We start from the raw sequence: 16,377 nt of genomic DNA, 5'->3' as shown, positions 1-16,377 counted from the left end.
GGAAACCAGCTATCCCACACGATTTGCACCGGTTTTGGCCAGAACGATGGCCGGATAGAGGCCAGCGAGGATGATCAGCAGGGCAGCGAGCGCGCCATCCTCGAAGACCCCGCGCGAGGCGTGGCCGTAGACCACCGTCGCCAGCGTATCGAGGTTGAGGGGGCGCAGCAGCAGCGTCGCCGGCAATTCCTTCAGGCAATCGACGAAGACGAGCAGCGCCGCGCCGGCGATGGCCGGGCGCATCAATGGCCAATGGATGCGGCGCAGAATCTCGGGCTGGCCGGCGCCGAGCGCACGGGCTGCGTCGTCGATCCGCGGCGAGACGCGGCTGAGGCCGCTCTCCACGCCGGAAACGCCGATGGCGAGGAAGCGCACGACATAGGCGATCACCAGCGCCGCGCCGGAGCCGATCAGCAGCAGGCCCGCCTTGATGCCGAACAGGGCCGTGACGGCATTCGCCAGCACATTGTCGAAGGCGGCGATCGGGATCAGGAGGCCGAGCGCGAGCACGGTGCCCGGCACGGCATAGCCGAGCGAGGCAAGGCGGGCGAGGGGCCTCAGCCAGGATTCGCGGCCGGCGCGGCTGGCGGTGGCGATACCGAGCCCGAGCAGCAGCACGATGGCGGATGCAATGCCCGCGAGCAGCACGGCATTGCCGAGGAGCCGCAGCAGCGCGATGTCGAATTGCGCGAGCAATCCGCGCTGCAGGATCTCGCTGGCGAGGTAGCCGATCGGCAGGATGGCGCCGAACAGGACGGGCAGGGCACAGGCGCCGGTCGCAATGACGGCGGCGCGGCCGCGCAGCGGCTTGCGGCCGGCGGGGCGCGGCTGGCGCACCGGCAGAGCGAAGCGGCGCTGGCCGCGCAGGCGGGCCTCCGTCAGGATCAGCAGGAAGACGACGAGCAGCATCACGCAGGCGATCTGGGCCGCGCCCGGCAGCGAGCCGCGATTGACCCAGGTGGTGTAGATCGAGAGCGTTAGCGAGCGGACGCCGAGATATTCGGTCGCGCCGATATCGTTGAGCGTCTCGAGCAGGACGAGCGTCAGCCCGGCGGCGAGCGCCGGCCGCGCGAGCGGCAGCCCGATGCGCCAGAACAGCCGGCTCGGCGTCGCGCCGAGGCTGCGCGCCGCCTCGACGATCGTCGCACCCTGAATGCTGAAGAGCGCGCGGGTGGTGAGATAGACATAGGGGTAGAGGACGATCGCCATGATCGCGATGGCGCCGGGCAGGTTGCGCGGATCGGGGAACCAGTAGTCGCGCAGCGTGCGCCAGCCGGTGACGGCTCTCAGCCCGCTCTGCAGCGGCCCCTGAAAGCCGAGGAACTCCACATAGATGTAGGCCGTCAGATAGGTCGGCAGGGCCAGCGGCAGCACGAGCAGCCATTCGAAATGGCGCCGGCCGGCGAACTCATACTGTGTCACCAGCCAGGCGGTCCCGATGCCCAGAACGGCGCTGACGACGCCGACGCCGCCGAGCAGCAGCGCGGTCTGGACAAGCGCCGTCGGCAGCACGTTGGCCGCGAGGTGCGGCCAGATTTCCACCGCCTGCGACGATGACAGGGCCGTCGCGACGAGGGCCAGCAGGGGCGTCAGGACAAGGGCGGCGCCCAGCAGCGAGGCCAGGGCAAAACGCGTCGACGGCCGCCACGCGAATGGCGACCGTCCGGAGATTGCGAGCGACGTGCTCGGGCTCAACTGTCGAAGCCGACCTTGTCGACGAGATTGGCGGCGGGCTTGCGCTGCTTGGCGACCTCGGAGAGCGGCAGCTTGTCGGGCGTGATCGTGCCGAGCAGCTTCACCGCGTCGGATTCGGTGACGGCGGGGTTGACCGGAAACTCGAAGTTGCCGTTGGCATAGAGGGCCTGCGCCTTCTCGCCGAGCATATACTCGACCAGCTTGACGGCGTTGTCCTTGTTCGGAGCGTTCTTGGCCAGCGCCGCGGCCGAGACGTTCACATGGGTGCCGCCATTGGCGAAGGTCGTCTTGAGCGGCTTGATCGCGTCGAACCAGCCCTTCTGCTCGTTCTTCGCCTGGCTCATCAGCCCGATATAGTAGGTGTTGATCACGGCGACGTCGCAGAGGCCGGACTGGATGTCGCGGGCCACGTCGCGGTCGCCGCCGCCGGGCTTGCGGGCGGCGTTGGCGCGCAGAGCCTTGAGATAGGTTTCCGCCTTCTCCGGGCCGTTATGCGCGATGAAGGCCGCGAAGAACGCATTGTTGTAGGGGTGCTGGCCGGCGCGGATGCAGAACTTGCCCTTCCACTTGGGATCGGCGAGCTCCTCATAGGTGATGGCATCCTGGGCCACGCGGTCCTTCGAGGCGACGACGATGCGGGCGCGCTTGGTCAGCGTGACCCAGTTGTTGTCCGGGCGAAGCTGCGCGGGGACGATCTTGTCGACCGTCGCCGATTGGATCGGCTGGGTGATGCCGGCCTCGACCGCGGCGTTGATCTCACCGACATCGACCACCAGCATGACATCGGCGGGGCTGTTGGCGCCCTCGGCGCGGATGCGCTCCTGCAGGCCGTCCTTCAGGAAGACGGCATTGACCTTGATCCCGGTATCCTTGGTGAAGGCTTCGAGCGCGGGGTTGAGCAGGGCCGGCTCGCGGGTGGTGTAGAGATTGACCTCCTGGGCGAGGGCCGGCGCGGCCAGCAAGCAGGACGACAGCGCCAGGGCGTGGAGATGGGCTTTTCTGATCATTTTTACGCTCCGTCGGTGAAGGCGCCAAACGCGCGACGACCGAGCGTTAATGCGCCCCCGGCGAGGCTGTCAACGAAATCGTCCTTTTAAATCAGCGTGTTATAAGAATGTGAGCATAGTCTTTATTTGGACTAATTATAATAACACCGCCATGACCTTGGAAAGGCGAGAAGATTTCTCGATGAACCAGGTCGTACGCCTTTAGTCCAAGCCCTCTCTCAGCGTCAGCGTGACGCAGTCGTGATGGGGATCAGGCGCACTGGCGCATGCGAAGTCGGATCGAGAGACCCGCGCAGCACGGCATCGCTGACAACGTCGTCGTCCTGAAGCCTGGCCTCGCGAACCCGCATCTGCCGACGAAGGCTGCTGGCATCGGCCTCCATGCGCGAAATGCCGACCCGTTCGTCGATCTGCTGGCGCTGGCCCTTGGTCAGCTCGGAAGCTGTACGGAAGTCGCGGAAGTCGCGCCGGCTATAGGGCCAGCTCGATCCGCCGGCGAAAGTCGACACCTTGCCGTCGAGGACGACGCTGTCGCCCGGCCGCAAGGTGATGTCCCGCAGCAGCGAGATGCGGCGCTCCCCGGCCTGCACGATGGCGGGGCGGCAGGCGCGATCGGCCGCCTTCTCATGGCTGTAGGCCATGGGCAGCGCCGCATAGCGCTGCCCATCCGCGGCGACCGCATTGTCGATGCTGGTCGAGCCGGCGGCGGCCCGAAACACCTTGACCGGAATGCCGGGGTTCATCGCCTTGCACAGGGCGTCGTGGGCGCCGATGTCGCTCGCCGAACGCAGAAGGCCGAGCGGGGCATGGAAGCCGTCGCAGAGCCGCACGCAGAAGGTCTGCGCGTTGTTGACGGAAACCAGGGCGGCTCCGGCATCGGCAGGCTTATGCTGCCGGTTCGCGACCTTCTTCGGAGCCTGCCGGAATGGGTTGATCTGGATCGGCGGGTGAGCGATGCGTCCGTTCGGCTGCATCTGCAGCAGGGGGAGGCGCCAGCCATTGCCGGCGGGAGCATAGGCAGTCGGGCGGGCCGATGCGTAGGAAGCGCTCTGCGCCGGGGCGCGTGCCGCCTTGCGCGCGGCTTCTTCCAGAAAGAAGGAGCGGATGCCGGCGTCGTCGTCGGCCTGGACCAGCGAGGCCGTCAGCACCATGCCGCCGGAGCCGATCGCGATGCCGAGCACGGTTACCGCGGCCCAGCGGCCGGCTCGCGACCGAGCGGACCTTGCCCTCTTGGCCGAGCCGACAGGGACAGCCTCGCCGTCACGGGGCAAAGCCCGCACGGGGACCTCACGGACTCGCAACATCGCGTCACTCCAACCTACGCTTGTTCCACCGTCCGCCGCCTTTTGGATGTAGTTTACTTTTCGTTAAGCTTCAACGCTTCCGCCCCGCTGGCGGGGGGAAACCCGCAGGATGATTAACGCCGGGCTGGGGTCTGCTGGTGGTCGCGCTCGCGATCAGAGTATGGCGAGCAGGACGCCGATCCACATCCCGAACAGGGCGATGACGCCGACGCCGTAGATCGCTCCGCGCAGCGGAAGCTTGTTGGGGCCGATATGGATGAGCGTGTGGACGACGCGGGTCGCGACGAAGAGCCAGGCCAGCGCGGCCATGACATAGCTCGTCGCATTGACCTCCATCGCCAGCATGATCAGCGCGAAGAAGACGACGGGCGTTTCGAACTGGTTCGAGAAGTTCGCGGAGGCGAGGCGGGCCGGGACGGGATAGCGCTCGGTCGAAACGTCGACGTCACCCGGGCGCACGGCGCCCGAGGTGAAGGCATCCTTCCGGCGCATGGCGAGGATGAGGCCGACCACGAAGATCCAGAGGATCATGGCCAGCGCCGGATAGACCAGCTTCAGTGTCATGTGTCGTGCTCCGCCCCGGCCGTCCGGCCCGCTTGTCGGGGCCAGACTGCACAAAGGCGCGAAAGGCTCAAGACCGGGTCGGGTAGTTCGGGCTCTCGCGCACGATCGTCACGTCATGGACATGGCTCTCGCGCAGGCCGGCGCTGGTGATGCGGATGAAGCGGGCCTTGTTGCGGTAATCCTCGAGGGTGCCGCCGCCGACATAGCCCATGGCGGCGCGCAGGCCGCCGGCGAGCTGGTGCAGCACGTTCGAGACCGGGCCCTTATAGGCAACCTGGCCCTCGATGCCCTCGGGCACGAGCTTCAGCGCGTCCTTGATGTCCTGCTGGAAGTAGCGATCGGCCGAGCCGCGCGCCATCGCACCGACCGAGCCCATGCCGCGATAGGCCTTGTAGGAGCGGCCCTGGTACAGGAAGGTTTCGCCCGGCGTCTCGTCCGTGCCCGCCAGCAGCGAGCCGACCATGGCGCAGGAGGCGCCGGCGGCGAGCGCCTTGGCGAGGTCGCCCGAATACTTGATGCCGCCATCTGCTATGACCGGAACGCCCGCCTTGCTGGCGGCCGAGGCGGCATCCATGATCGCGGTCAGCTGCGGCACGCCGACACCCGCGACGATGCGGGTGGTGCAGATCGAACCCGGGCCGATGCCGACCTTGACCGCATCCGCGCCGGCATCGATCAGGGCCTGCGCCCCGCCGGCGGTGGCGACGTTACCGGCGATGACCTGCACCGAATTCGAAAGCTTCTTCACCCGGCTGACCGCGTCGAGAACCTTCGACGAATGGCCATGCGCCGTGTCGACGACGATGAGGTCGACGCCGGCATCGATCAGCATCTCCGAGCGCTCGAAGCCCAGATCGCCGGTCGTGGTCGCGGCGGCGACAAGGAGGCGCCCCTGCGAGTCCTTGGCCGCGTTCGGATGGGCGACCTGCTTCTCCATGTCCTTGACGGTGATCAGGCCGATGCAGCGATAGTGATCGTCGACGACGAGCAGCTTCTCGATGCGGAACTGGTGGAGCAGGCGGCGGGCTTCTTCGGGATTCACGCCCTCGCGCACCGTGATCAGGCGCTCCTTGGTCATCAGCTCGGAGACGGGCTGGGCCGGGTTGGCGGCGAAGCGCACATCGCGGTTGGTGACGATGCCGACGAGCTTGCCCTTATGGCCCTGCGGCCCGCGCTCCACCACCGGAATGCCGGAGATGCCGTTGTTCTTCATCAGCGCCAGCGCGTCGGCCAGCGTCTCGTCCGGGTGGATGGTGATCGGGTTGGCGATCATGCCCGACTCGAACTTCTTGACGAGGCGCACCTGCGCCGCCTGCTGATCGGCTTCGAGATTGCGATGGATCACGCCGAGGCCGCCGGCCTGCGCCATGGCGATCGCCATGCGGGCTTCCGTCACCGTATCCATCGCCGAGGCGATGATTGGCAGGTTGAGCGAGATCGACTTGGTGAGCTTGGTGCGGATGTCGACATCGGCCGGCATGACCTCGGACGGGCCGGGCTCAAGCAGCACGTCGTCGAAGGTGAAACCGTCGCGAATCAGACCGTCGAGGGAAAGCGTCATCGTCAACTCCGACGCCGGGCGAAACCGGCTTTTCAAAGGGGCAGGGCGAAAGGCCCAATGCCGAGTTGACGAGGCCCGTTAGCATGCGCGCGTTGCCTCGGCTAGTGCGCGGGGCGGGATTCTTTTGCAGTGCAGAAACGACGCCGGCTCATGGCGGCGCCGTTTCGGTGTCTTTGCCCCGGTTCAGCGGGAAGGGCGCTGCGTGATCGGGGCAGCCGGCGCGTCCGGGGCAACGCCGAAACAACCCGCCGAGTACATCGTGGTGCCTGCGGCATTGGCCATGCGCTGGCAGTCGGACTGATGCATGCAGTTGTTGTAACGGATGCTGTCGCCATAGCCCTGAGGGGCCGCCTTGTAGTCGCAGCCCGCGCGCCAATCGTTCGAGGCTGCGGACGCCGGACCCGTCATGGCTGCGCCGTAGGTAAGGCCGGCGAGTAGGGCGAGAGCTGCCATCCGGACGCTCATGGGCACCCGGCGCGAAAGGGTGGAAACACTTGAAACAGGGGTCATGTCAGCTTCTCCGGAAAGTTACGCCGCGCGCCCCTCGCGACGATCCGGACAAGGCCGGATGTCCGGAAAATGGGGCTTCCCGAGTGCGTCTAGGAGTGAGGCAAACGCATGGCAGATTTGTGCCATCCGACGGGCCATAAGCTCAGCGCATGACGGAAGCGCGTGACGAGCCGGCGAAACCGCCGGAAAATGCGACTCCGCCTCTCGTCAGACCGTAACCATCGCATTAATAGCCGAGCTTATGATTTCCACGCGCGCTCGCTTCACCGCGAGCGCGAAAGGTCACAGCCTTGCAACGCGCCAAACTGCTCCCCCTCATCGTCGCCTGCGCGTTGTTCATGGAGAACACGGACTCCACCGTGATCGCGACCTCGCTGCCGGTGATCGCGAAGTCGCTGGGCGAGGACCCGATCGCGCTCAAGCTCGCGCTGACCTCATATCTCGTCAGCCTCGCCGTCTTCATCCCGATCTCCGGCTGGATGGCCGACCGCTTCGGCGCGCGCACGATCTTCCGCTCGGCGCTCTGCGTCTTCATGCTCGGCTCGATCCTCTGCGCGATGTCGAATTCGCTCGGCGCCTTCGTCGGCGCGCGCTTCGTCCAGGGCATGGGCGGCGCGATGATGGTCCCGGTCGGGCGCCTCGTGATCCTGCGCAGCGTCAGCAAATCCGAGATCGTCGGCGCGCTCGCCTATCTGACGGTTCCCGCGCTCGTCGGCCCGGTAGTCGGGCCGCCGCTCGGCGGCTTCATCACCACCTATTTCGACTGGCGCTGGATCTTCTTCATCAACATCCCGATCGGCCTTATCGGCATCGTGCTGTCGACCCTGTTCTTCGAGGATATCCGGGAGGAGGATGTCGCGCCGCTCGACGTCAAGGGCTTCATCCTGTCGTCCTTCGGCTTCGCCAGCCTGATGCTCGGCCTCGCCACGGGCGGGCGGCATCTGGTGCCGCAATTCGTGTCCTATGGCTGCGTATTGGCCGGCGCGGCAGCGCTGCTGGCCTACTGGTTCCATGCCCGGCGCGTGCCTTACCCCGTGCTCAACCTGTCGCTGTTCCGGATTCCGACGTTCCGGATCGGCGTGATCGGCGGCTCGATCTTCCGCACCGGCATCGGCGCGATTCCCTTCCTGCTGCCGCTGATGCTGCAGCTCGGATTCGGGCTCGATGCGCTGCAATCGGGCCTGATTACCTTCGTCTCGGCGGCGGGCGCGCTGATCATGAAGACGTTGGCGAAGACGATTCTGGCGCGCTACGGCTTCCGCCGCGTGCTGACGTTCAATGCGGTGATCGGCGCGGCCTTCCTCGCGGCATCCGGCCTGTTCACGCCGACGACGCCGCACGCGATCATGCTGTCCGTGCTGCTGATCGGCGGCTGCTTCCGCTCGCTGCAGTTCACCGGCATCAACGCGCTGAGCTATGCCGATGTCTCCAACCGGGACATGTCGAGCGCGACCAGCCTGTCGAGCGTGGCCCAGCAGCTCTCGCTCAGCATGGGTGTGACGATCGGCGCCTTCGCGCTGGAGAGCGTCAACGCCTTCCACGGCGGCCAGGCCCTGGGTGCCGGGGATTTCTGGCCGGCCTTTGCGCTGGTGGGGCTCGTCTCGGCCTCTTCGGTGCTGTGGATGGTGCAACTCGCGCCAGATGCCGGCGCCGAGGTCTCGGGCCATGTCCCGGTCAGCGCCCGCAAGGTCACCGCCGAGGCGATCGCCGATCAGAAGCCGCTCGAATAGCTTGCCCGGCCGCGCGGCTTGCCGCAGGGTCAAGCTCATGCAGGCTGTGCCCGATCCGGCATCCGAGGCGCGTTACAAGCTCTGCGTCGGCACGGGCGGAGTTCGGCTCAAGCATGTCGAAACCGAACTGACTCTCAGCGACGAGGGCATCGCTTACGAACTCGATGGCCGCTCGGGTCTCAGGCCCTTCGCCGATCTGCGCAGCGTGCGCCTGCAGGCAGTCAATGGCGGTCCGCGGGCGCCCTGGGAGGCGATGGCGGAGCTGACATTCGCTGCCGGCCTGCCGCTTGTCGTTCTCTCGAGTGGCCCCTGGGGCACGGACGATCCCCCGCGCGACGCGGTGTTCGTCGCCTTCGTCGAGGATCTGCATCGGCGCCTGATCGATGGCCGCCATGGCCATGTCGTGTTCCGGCGCGGCATTCCGGAAGGGCGCTACCGTTTCATGCTCGGCGTCGCCATCGTCTCGGCGATCGTCTTCGGCGGCGCCGGGCTCCTTGTCCTCGGCATCTGGCTCAGCGACAGGGCCGGTTTTCTCGAAGTGGCCGGGCCGCTCGCCGGGCTCGTCGGCTTCGGCGTCTGGATCTGGCGCTCGATAGAGCGGACAGCGCCCGGCGGCTACGATCCCCGCCACTTGCCGCGCGACATCTTCCCGGAGTGATCGGCGCGATCAGGTCTCTGCGGAGGGCTCCGCGTCGGTGCTTGCGGCTCCGCGTGCGTCACGGCGGTAGCCGGTCGCCAACACGTAGAGCTCCGAGGAGTCGGAGCGGCTCGCGGCCGGCTTGACGTTGCGCACCGTGGTGAAGTCGCGCTTGAGCTGGGCCAGCAGCTCGGCGCTCTCGCCGCCCTGGAAGAGCTTGGCGAGGAAGAAGCCGCCGGGCGCCAGCACGCTGTGCGCGAATTCGACTGCCGCCTCGGCCAGCGCGATGATCTTGAGATGGTCGGTCTTCTTGTGGCCGGTGGTGTTGGCGGCCATGTCGGACATCACGCCATCGGCCGGTCCGCCGAGACGCTCGGTCAGCAGGGCCGGGGCCTCCTCGGCCATGAAGTCCATCTCGATCAGGTCGACGCCGGGGATCGGGTCGACCGGCAGCAGGTCGATGCCGACGATGCGCCCCTTGCCGTTCTCCAGCCCGATGCGCTTGGCCGCGATCTGGCACCAGCCGCCCGGAGCGCAGCCGAGATCGAGCAGGCGCTGCCCGGGCTTCAGAAACTTGTAGCGGTCGTCCATCTCCTCGAGCTTGAACGCGGCGCGGGAGCGATAGCCCATTTCCCTGGCGCGCTTCACATAGGGGTCGTTGAGCTGGCGCTCGAGCCAGAGCTGCGAGGAATGCTTGAGCTTGCCGGCCTTCTTCACCTTGACGCGCATGTCGCGCGCGCCGGCAGATTTTCCGCCGCCGGTCTTGCCGCCCGATTTTCCGGTACTCATGGTCTCAACCTATTTCCGCCGCCACCAGGCGCGGTCCTCGTGCATCATGCGCAGCAGCATGCCCTCGCGCAGCCCGCGATCGGCGATGCGCACGCGCTCGCTCGGAAAGGCACGGCGGATCGCCTCGAAGATCGCGCAGCCGGCCAGCACCAGATCCGCGCGCTCGCGGCCGATGCAGGCATTGGCCGCCCGGGCGGCATAGTCCATCTCGATCAACCGGTCGATGACGGCGAGGATGTCGCGCTGCTGCATCCACAGCCCGTCCACCTCGCGGCGGTCGTAGCGCGGCAGGTCGAGATGGATGCCGGCGACGGTCGTCACGGTCCCTGAGGTGCCGAGCAGATGGAAGCCCTTGGCGCTGCGCGCCGCTGCGGCCTTTTTCGCAAAGGGCTCAAGCGCCTGCGCGCTATCCTGCACCATTCGCTCGAAGAGTTCGCGGCTCACCTGGATGCCGCCATAGCGTTCCGCGACGGTGACCACGCCGATCGGCAGCGAGGCCCATTCGCGGATGCGGGCGGCCGGGTCGCGCGCCTCGCTGCGCCCGCCGAGCCAGACGATCTCGGTCGAGCCGCCGCCGATGTCGAAGACGATGACGCTTTCCGCCGCAGGGTCCGTCAATGCCGCGCAGCCGGAGACGGCGAGAGAGGCCTCGGTCCGCTGGTCGATGATCTCGAGCGAGAGCTCGGCCTCCGCCGCGACGCGGCGGATGAAGTCGAGCCCGTTGGTCGCGGCGCGGCACGCTTCGGTGGTGACGAGCCGGGCGCGGGTGACCCCGCGATTCGCCATCTTGCCGCGGCAGATCTTCAGCGCCTCGACCGCTCGGTCCATGGCGGCATCGGCCAGCTTGCTGCTGGCGGCCAGGCCTTCGCCGAGGCGAACGATGCGGGAGAAGGCATCGACGACGCGGAAGCCGTGCTGCGCCGGGCGCGCGATCAGGAGCCGGCAGTTGTTCGTGCCGAGATCGAGCGCCGCGTAGGTCGCGATGGTCCGCGGATCGATCGAAGCCGGATCATAGGTCTTGAAGGCCGCGCTAACCGAAGCGGCGCCGGCCCGTTGCGGATCGGCGTTAGGTCTACGCGGCGGCGTCACATGCGTGACGTCCCGTTGCTGCCGGTCCTCGACCGCCACCTTTTCAATCCCTTGACCTGCCGGGCGCATCGGTCCGGCAGGGGCCGCGACGCAGCGCAGCCCGTTGCTTCGATGTTGAGCTAACTACAGCGCAAGCCCCATGCCAAGCGGAACCTTGCCGCGGCACCCTGCCGGCCTTGCGCGAGCGGGGGCTGATCGGCAGTGTCCGCCGGCCGGCATGCCGGCCAATCCAGATGAGGGCAGGGAATCGCCATGGCCGCCAGACACATCCTCGCCATTGATCAGGGCACGACCTCGTCGCGCGCGATCCTGTTCAACGCGTCCCTTTCGGTCGTTGCCACCGCCCAGCAGGAGTTTCCGCAATATTTCCCCGCTTCGGGCTGGGTCGAGCACGAGCCGGAGGATATCTGGGACAGCGTGCTGGCGACGGCCCGCGAAGCGATGTCCAAAGGCGGGCTGGGCGCGAGCGAAGTCGCCGCCATCGGAATCACCAACCAGCGCGAGACGACGCTGATCTGGGACCGGCGGACGGGCCGGGCGATCCACCGCGCCATCGTCTGGCAGGACCGGCGCACGGCGCAGACCTGCGCGAATCTCGTCGCCGCCGGCCATGAGGAGTTGGTAGCTGCGCGCACCGGCTTGCGCATCGACCCCTATTTCTCCGCCACCAAGATCGCCTGGCTGCTCGACAATGTTCCCGGAGCCAGACGCCGTGCGGAGGCCGGCGAACTCGCTTTCGGCACGGTCGATTCCTTCCTGCTCTGGCGTTTGACTGGCGGCGCCGTCCACGCCACGGACGCGACCAACGCCGCGCGCACCATGCTGTTCGACATCGGCCGCGGCGCCTGGGATGCCGAACTCCTCGCTCTCTTCGGAATCCCCGCCGCCATCCTGCCGGAGGTGCGCGATTGCGCCGCCCATTTCGGCGACACGGTGCCGGAGCTCTTCGGTTCGCCGATCCCGGTGCGCGGCATTGCGGGGGACCAGCAGGCGGCGACGATCGGGCAGGCCTGCTTCACGCCGGGAATGGTGAAATCGACCTACGGCACCGGCTGCTTCGCGCTGCTCAACACCGGCGACAAGCCGGTTCGCTCGAAACACCGCCTGCTCAGCACCGTGGCCTATCAGCTCGGCGGCAAGCGCACCTATGCGCTCGAAGGCTCGATCTTCATCGCCGGCGCGGCCGTGCAGTGGCTGCGCGACGGGCTCGGCATCATCGAGAAGGCGAGCGAGACCGGCCCGCTCGCCGAGGCGGCCGATCCCGAGCAGGACGTCTATCTCGTGCCGGCCTTCGTCGGCTTGGGCGCACCGCATTGGGATGCGCATGCCCGCGGCGCGATGTTCGGCCTGACCCGCAATTCCGGGCCGCGCGAGTTCGCCCGCGCGACGCTGGAAAGCGTCTGCTACCAGACGCTCGACCTGATCGAGGCGATGCACGCCGATTGGCCGGAGGCCGGGCAGGGCGGGCGCTCGGTGCTCAGGGTCGATGGCGGCATGGTCGCCTCCGACTGGACGATGCAGCGCCTCGCCGACATCCTCGACCTGCCGGTCGACCGGCCGACGGTGCTCGAGACGACGGCGCTCGGCGCGGCCTATCTCGCCGGTCTCGATGCGGGGTTGCTGCCGGAGCCGGAGCGCTTCGCCGATCAGTGGCGGCTGGAACGGCGCTTCTCGCCGGCCATGGCTGCGAGCCAGCGCGAGCACAAGGTCCGGGGCTGGCATGACAGCGTAAGGCGGACGCTGAGCGCAAGGTAACCGAAACGCCAGCGCAGATCATCGAGGCTCGGAGATCATCGCCGACACTGTGGGCTGGAGCGAGCTGATCCGGCACGGAACCACGCCGTCATCCCGGGCCTGCCCCGGGATCCATGCCGGAGCGTTTACGAGGGATGGTCCGGCAGCCATATCCGTCGTCTTCTCGCCGGCGTTTGCCTCTCCGAAACGACTATCGGCGCATGTTCCGGAAGACTGTCGGCGAGGTGCGATGTGGAAACGTCTCTTTATGGACCCGTCAAGCGCTTCCTCGAAGGCTTGGGTTATACCGTCAAGGGAGAAATAGGGCCCTGCGATCTCGTCGGGCTTCGGGACGATGACCCGTCCGTGGTGGTTATCGGCGAGCTGAAGCTGACGTTCAATCTCGAACTCGTTCTGCAGGGCGTCGACCGGCTGAGCCTCGGCGACGAGATCTGGCTGGCCGCCGAACTCTCCGCCAAGGGCAGGGGCCGCGAAAGCGATCCGCGATATCGCAATCTCTGCCGGCGGCTCGGCTTTGGAATGCTGGGCGTTTCCAAATCCGGCCGCGTCGACATCCTCGTATCTCCGACCGCGCCGATACCGCGAAAGGATTCGCGCCGGCGTTCGAGATTGGTGGAGGAGCACAAGCGGCGTCAGGGCGACCCCGTCGCTGGCGGGGGTACGCGCAAGCCGATCATGACGGCCTATCGCCAGCAGGCGCTCGCCTGCGCCGCGGCGATGTCATCGGGGCCGCAGCGGCCGCGCGACCTCAAGCCATCCTTTCCCGATGCCCAGAAAATCCTGCGCCGCAATGTCTATGGCTGGTTCGAACGCTCCGGTCGCGGCGTCTACGCGCTAACCGAGACGGGCCGCAGCGCATTGGCAACGTGGCTGCCCCAGCCTTCGCCGCGGCAGGAGGAAAGCGTGGTATCCGCTTAGGTACTGACGATCAGCGCGCGAAAGGCGTGGGCTGGCGCAATTGTCAGTCTCAGAGATCTCTTGTGCGATCGGTTAGCGAGTCGATCGCCTCGTCCGCGCCCTGATCCGTTTTCAGCACGCCCTCGCGAAGCACCTTCGTCGCCGCGTCGGCCTTCTTCGCCGGGTCGTCCGGTAGCGGCTTCGTTTCGGCGGTTGCTTCGAGCCCGATATCGTCGGGCTTCTTGCCGTCCTTGCGCGCGGCTGCGGCGAAGGTTGCGAGAGCTTCCGGTTGCTTGGCCATATCAGCCTCCTGACTGCATCGGGAGCAACTCAGGCGCCGGATACGAAGTTCCGGAAACATTTAGGCTTCGGGCAGGAACGGATCGGCAAACGACGGGTTTGGCTTCCACGACCCCCTCATTCCGGAGATGCGCCATGGCCACGACACCGAAGCCGCTGGACGAGATGTTTCTCGACATGCTCAAGGACGTCTACTACGCCGAAAAACAGATCCTGAAGGCGCTGCCCAAGATGGCCAAGGCCGCGACGGCACCCGAACTGAAGAAGGCATTCGAGACCCACCGCGAGGAAACGGAAGGGCAGGTCGAGCGGCTCGGCCAGGTCTTCGAGATCATCGGCAAGGCGCCCCGTGCCAAGACCTGCGACGCCATTCTCGGGATTCTCGAGGAAGGCAAGGCGGTCATGGAGGATTACGCCGACAGCCCGGCTCTCGACGCCGGCCTCGTCGCCTCCGCCCAGGCGGTGGAGCATTACGAGATGGCGCGATACGGCACCCTGAAAGCCTGGGCCAAGCAACTCGGCCACAACGACGCCGTCACGCTCCTCGACGCCACGCTTGCCGAGGAAACCAAGACCGACAAGACCCTGACGCAACTCGGCATGCCTGCAAATACCGCCGCCGTCGCCAAGGCCGCCTGAGGAATCGATCGCTCCGGAAACAGAGCCGGAGCGATCACCATTTCCGCGATCCCAGGACCCTGCGCCGTGCGGGTGTTTATCTCATAGCGGGCATCCGGATCAGATAGCGCGGCACGCGGCGCTCGCCACTCCGCCTCGAAGCAAGCCGTAGGCTCCCTTCCGAAATTTACAGAGTGGTGGCCGCAAGCCGGCCTTAACGCGGCGCGTGCGAATTTGCCCGCACAATCGCGGCCCGCGTCGCCACGGCAGAAGCTCACAGTGTAAGTATCAAGATTTATCGGGCTGTGCGTCGCCACTGGATGAGTGGCTGGGGGACTAGGATTCGAACCTAGACAACCAGAGTCAGAGTCTGGGGTCCTACCGTTAGACGATCCCCCAACGACGAGGGCGCTGCAGTGGTGCGCCGCGTTGGTGAGCCGGGGTCTAATCAATGCGATCCGGCTTGGCAAGAGGTGAATTCGCGACAAGCGCGAAACCCTTCACAGCATGATGACGATCACTCCGCGCGTCGGGACTGAGCACGGCTCGGCAGGAGTGGCGTCGCGCTGTTTCGATCGTGGCGGCGGCAGAGGCGGCTATGGCGGGCCACCCTGTCGGGAAGCCAGGCATCCGGCCGCACGCTTTGCCGGCCTGTGCCCAGTGCATGGAAACCGCCTTGCGCGGCGAGGGCCTCTTCGGAGAACATCGCGCCCATGAATCAGAACGATGCCGCCGCCGCGCTCTCCGTCTGGGTTGCGCTTGAAAGCCCCACCAGCCATGCCGCCGGGCTGAACGGCATGATGGACCTCGTGCAGAAGGAGGTCGACGGGCTTCCGATATCGGTCGAGCGCATTCCCGGCCGTGACGGCCTCGGCGATATGGTCGTGCTGCGCGCCGGGCTCGACAATGGCCAGCCGACCGTCGCTCTGATGTCGCATCTCGATACGGTGCATCCCGTCGGCACCAGCGCCAAGGACCTGCCGGTGCGGATCGAGGGCGACAGGCTCTATGGCCCCGGCGTCTACGACATGAAGGGCGGCGCCTGGCTGGCGCTGCAGGCCTTCAAGCAGGTCGCCGTCGCCGGCAGCGCCAGGCGGCCGATGGTCTTCCTGTTCACGCCGGATGAGGAGATCGGCTCGCCGACCAGCCGCGGCCTGATCGAGGAGCTCGGCCGCGGATCGGCGGCGGTCCTCGTCACCGAGCCGGCGCGGCAGGGCGGCAGGATCGTCACCGCCCGAAAGGGCGTCGGCCGCTTCGATGTCAGGCTGGAAGGGCGGCCCGCCCATGCCGGCTCGCGCCATGCCGACGGCCGCAGCGCGATCCGCGAGGCGGCGCACCAAATCCTCGCCGTCGAGGCCATGACCGACTATGGCCGCGGCATCACCACCAGCGTCGCGCTCGTCGGCGGCGGGACGGCGGCGAACGTGATCCCGCAGCACGCCTGGTTCAGCGTCGATTGCCGCGTCACCACGCTGGCCGATGGCGTGACGATGGAGAACCGCATCCTCAGCCTGAAGCCGCATGATCCCGACGTTCAGCTCAAGATCACCGGCGGCATGAATCGCCCGCCCTATGAGAAGTCGGCGCCGGTGGCGGAGCTGTTCGAGACGGCGCGCCAGGTTGCCGCCAGGGTCGGATTCGATTTGCAGGACTGCCCGATGACGGGCGGCGGCTCGGACGGCAACTTCACGGCCGCGCTCGGCGTGCCGACCCTCGATGGGCTCGGCATCGACGGCGACGGCGCGCATACGCTGCAGGAATACGCGCTGATCTCCTCGATCGCGCCGCGTCAGGCGCTGATCAAGGGTTTGCTGGAGACGGTCTGAGGCGTCGCTGCGCGCAGCGATATCGAGAGAAACACGGGTCATCCCGGGCGACCGCAGCGAGACCCGGGATCCATGCCCGAACCTTGGTCGGAAGC

Annotated in this window: 15 protein-coding genes and 1 tRNA gene; 6 read left to right on the top strand and 10 right to left on the bottom strand. The window is 67.1% G+C overall.

Annotated elements, in window-relative coordinates; all coding sequences use genetic code 11:
* Window positions 1–9: 9 nt before the first annotated feature.
* The 6 genes from AC2FAN_RS01495 to AC2FAN_RS01470 all read right to left on the bottom strand — a co-directional run bounded on the left by AC2FAN_RS01495 (window position 10) and on the right by AC2FAN_RS01470 (window position 6,641).
* Window positions 10–1,695 carry an ABC transporter permease gene (locus AC2FAN_RS01495; protein WP_476806518.1) on the bottom strand — a complete coding sequence of 562 codons (1,686 nt, stop codon included), beginning with the start codon at window positions 1,693–1,695 and terminating at the stop codon, window positions 10–12.
* Window positions 1,692–2,702 (bottom strand): extracellular solute-binding protein, encoded by a 1,011-nt coding sequence (locus AC2FAN_RS01490; RefSeq protein WP_265053198.1) that lies wholly within the window; start codon window positions 2,700–2,702, stop codon window positions 1,692–1,694. Before AC2FAN_RS01490 ends, AC2FAN_RS01495 begins: the two co-directional genes overlap by 4 nt.
* Window positions 2,703–2,926: 224 nt before the next feature.
* A complete protein-coding gene (locus AC2FAN_RS01485; protein WP_485172456.1) occupies window positions 2,927–3,982 on the bottom strand; it encodes a DUF2865 domain-containing protein in 1,056 nt (351 codons plus the stop codon).
* 177 nt (window positions 3,983–4,159) lie between these two features.
* Window positions 4,160–4,570 carry an MAPEG family protein gene (locus AC2FAN_RS01480; protein ID WP_476806516.1) on the bottom strand — a complete coding sequence of 137 codons (411 nt, stop codon included), beginning with the start codon at window positions 4,568–4,570 and terminating at the stop codon, window positions 4,160–4,162.
* 67 nt (window positions 4,571–4,637) lie between these two features.
* Entirely contained in the window at window positions 4,638–6,131 is a 1,494-nt protein-coding gene (guaB, locus tag AC2FAN_RS01475; RefSeq protein WP_476806515.1) for an IMP dehydrogenase, read from the bottom strand.
* Between the two features lie 183 nt (window positions 6,132–6,314).
* Window positions 6,315–6,641, bottom strand: a complete 327-nt coding sequence (locus tag AC2FAN_RS01470) for a hypothetical protein (protein ID WP_485172455.1) — start codon at window positions 6,639–6,641, stop codon at window positions 6,315–6,317.
* A gap of 290 nt (window positions 6,642–6,931) precedes the next feature.
* Between AC2FAN_RS01470 and AC2FAN_RS01465 the strand changes: the two genes are divergently transcribed.
* Both AC2FAN_RS01465 and AC2FAN_RS01460 read left to right on the top strand, forming a co-directional pair.
* Entirely contained in the window at window positions 6,932–8,371 is a 1,440-nt protein-coding gene (locus AC2FAN_RS01465) for a DHA2 family efflux MFS transporter permease subunit (protein WP_476806513.1), read from the top strand.
* Between the two features lie 37 nt (window positions 8,372–8,408).
* A complete protein-coding gene (locus AC2FAN_RS01460) occupies window positions 8,409–9,029 on the top strand; it encodes a hypothetical protein (RefSeq protein ID WP_485172454.1) in 621 nt (206 codons plus the stop codon).
* Between the two features lie 9 nt (window positions 9,030–9,038).
* Here the strand turns inward: AC2FAN_RS01460 and AC2FAN_RS01455 are convergent, their stop codons facing one another.
* Both AC2FAN_RS01455 and AC2FAN_RS01450 read right to left on the bottom strand, forming a co-directional pair.
* Entirely contained in the window at window positions 9,039–9,797 is a 759-nt protein-coding gene (locus AC2FAN_RS01455; RefSeq protein WP_485172453.1) for an RlmE family RNA methyltransferase, read from the bottom strand.
* A 9-nt stretch (window positions 9,798–9,806) separates the two neighbouring features.
* On the bottom strand, window positions 9,807–10,955 hold the full coding sequence (locus AC2FAN_RS01450) for a Ppx/GppA phosphatase family protein (RefSeq protein ID WP_442864956.1): 1,149 nt from the start codon (window positions 10,953–10,955) through the stop codon (window positions 9,807–9,809).
* A 183-nt stretch (window positions 10,956–11,138) separates the two neighbouring features.
* On the opposite strand from AC2FAN_RS01450, the gene glpK reads away from it, so the two are divergent.
* A complete protein-coding gene (gene glpK / locus AC2FAN_RS01445) occupies window positions 11,139–12,641 on the top strand; it encodes a glycerol kinase GlpK (protein WP_485172452.1) in 1,503 nt (500 codons plus the stop codon).
* 231 nt (window positions 12,642–12,872) lie between these two features.
* Entirely contained in the window at window positions 12,873–13,559 is a 687-nt protein-coding gene (locus AC2FAN_RS01440) for a DUF2161 domain-containing phosphodiesterase (protein ID WP_485172451.1), read from the top strand.
* Window positions 13,560–13,608: 49 nt separating this feature from the next.
* Here the strand turns inward: AC2FAN_RS01440 and AC2FAN_RS01435 are convergent, their stop codons facing one another.
* Window positions 13,609–13,839, bottom strand: a complete 231-nt coding sequence (locus tag AC2FAN_RS01435; protein WP_476806508.1) for a hypothetical protein — start codon at window positions 13,837–13,839, stop codon at window positions 13,609–13,611.
* Between the two features lie 134 nt (window positions 13,840–13,973).
* Between AC2FAN_RS01435 and AC2FAN_RS01430 the strand changes: the two genes are divergently transcribed.
* The gene (locus AC2FAN_RS01430; RefSeq protein ID WP_485172450.1) at window positions 13,974–14,477 is read left to right on the top strand and encodes a YciE/YciF ferroxidase family protein; all 504 of its coding nucleotides are present in this window, start codon (window positions 13,974–13,976) and stop codon (window positions 14,475–14,477) included.
* Between the two features lie 304 nt (window positions 14,478–14,781).
* Here AC2FAN_RS01430 and AC2FAN_RS01425 read toward each other — a convergent pair.
* Window positions 14,782–14,855 (bottom strand) — tRNA-Gln (locus AC2FAN_RS01425).
* A gap of 314 nt (window positions 14,856–15,169) precedes the next feature.
* Between AC2FAN_RS01425 and AC2FAN_RS01420 the strand changes: the two genes are divergently transcribed.
* The gene (locus tag AC2FAN_RS01420) at window positions 15,170–16,282 is read left to right on the top strand and encodes a M20 family metallopeptidase (protein ID WP_265053210.1); all 1,113 of its coding nucleotides are present in this window, start codon (window positions 15,170–15,172) and stop codon (window positions 16,280–16,282) included.
* Window positions 16,283–16,377 lie beyond the last annotated feature (95 nt).

The organism is Allobosea sp. RIT-PG3_2 (genome assembly GCF_057321085.1).
This window is presented reverse-complemented; position numbering and strand designations above follow the sequence as displayed.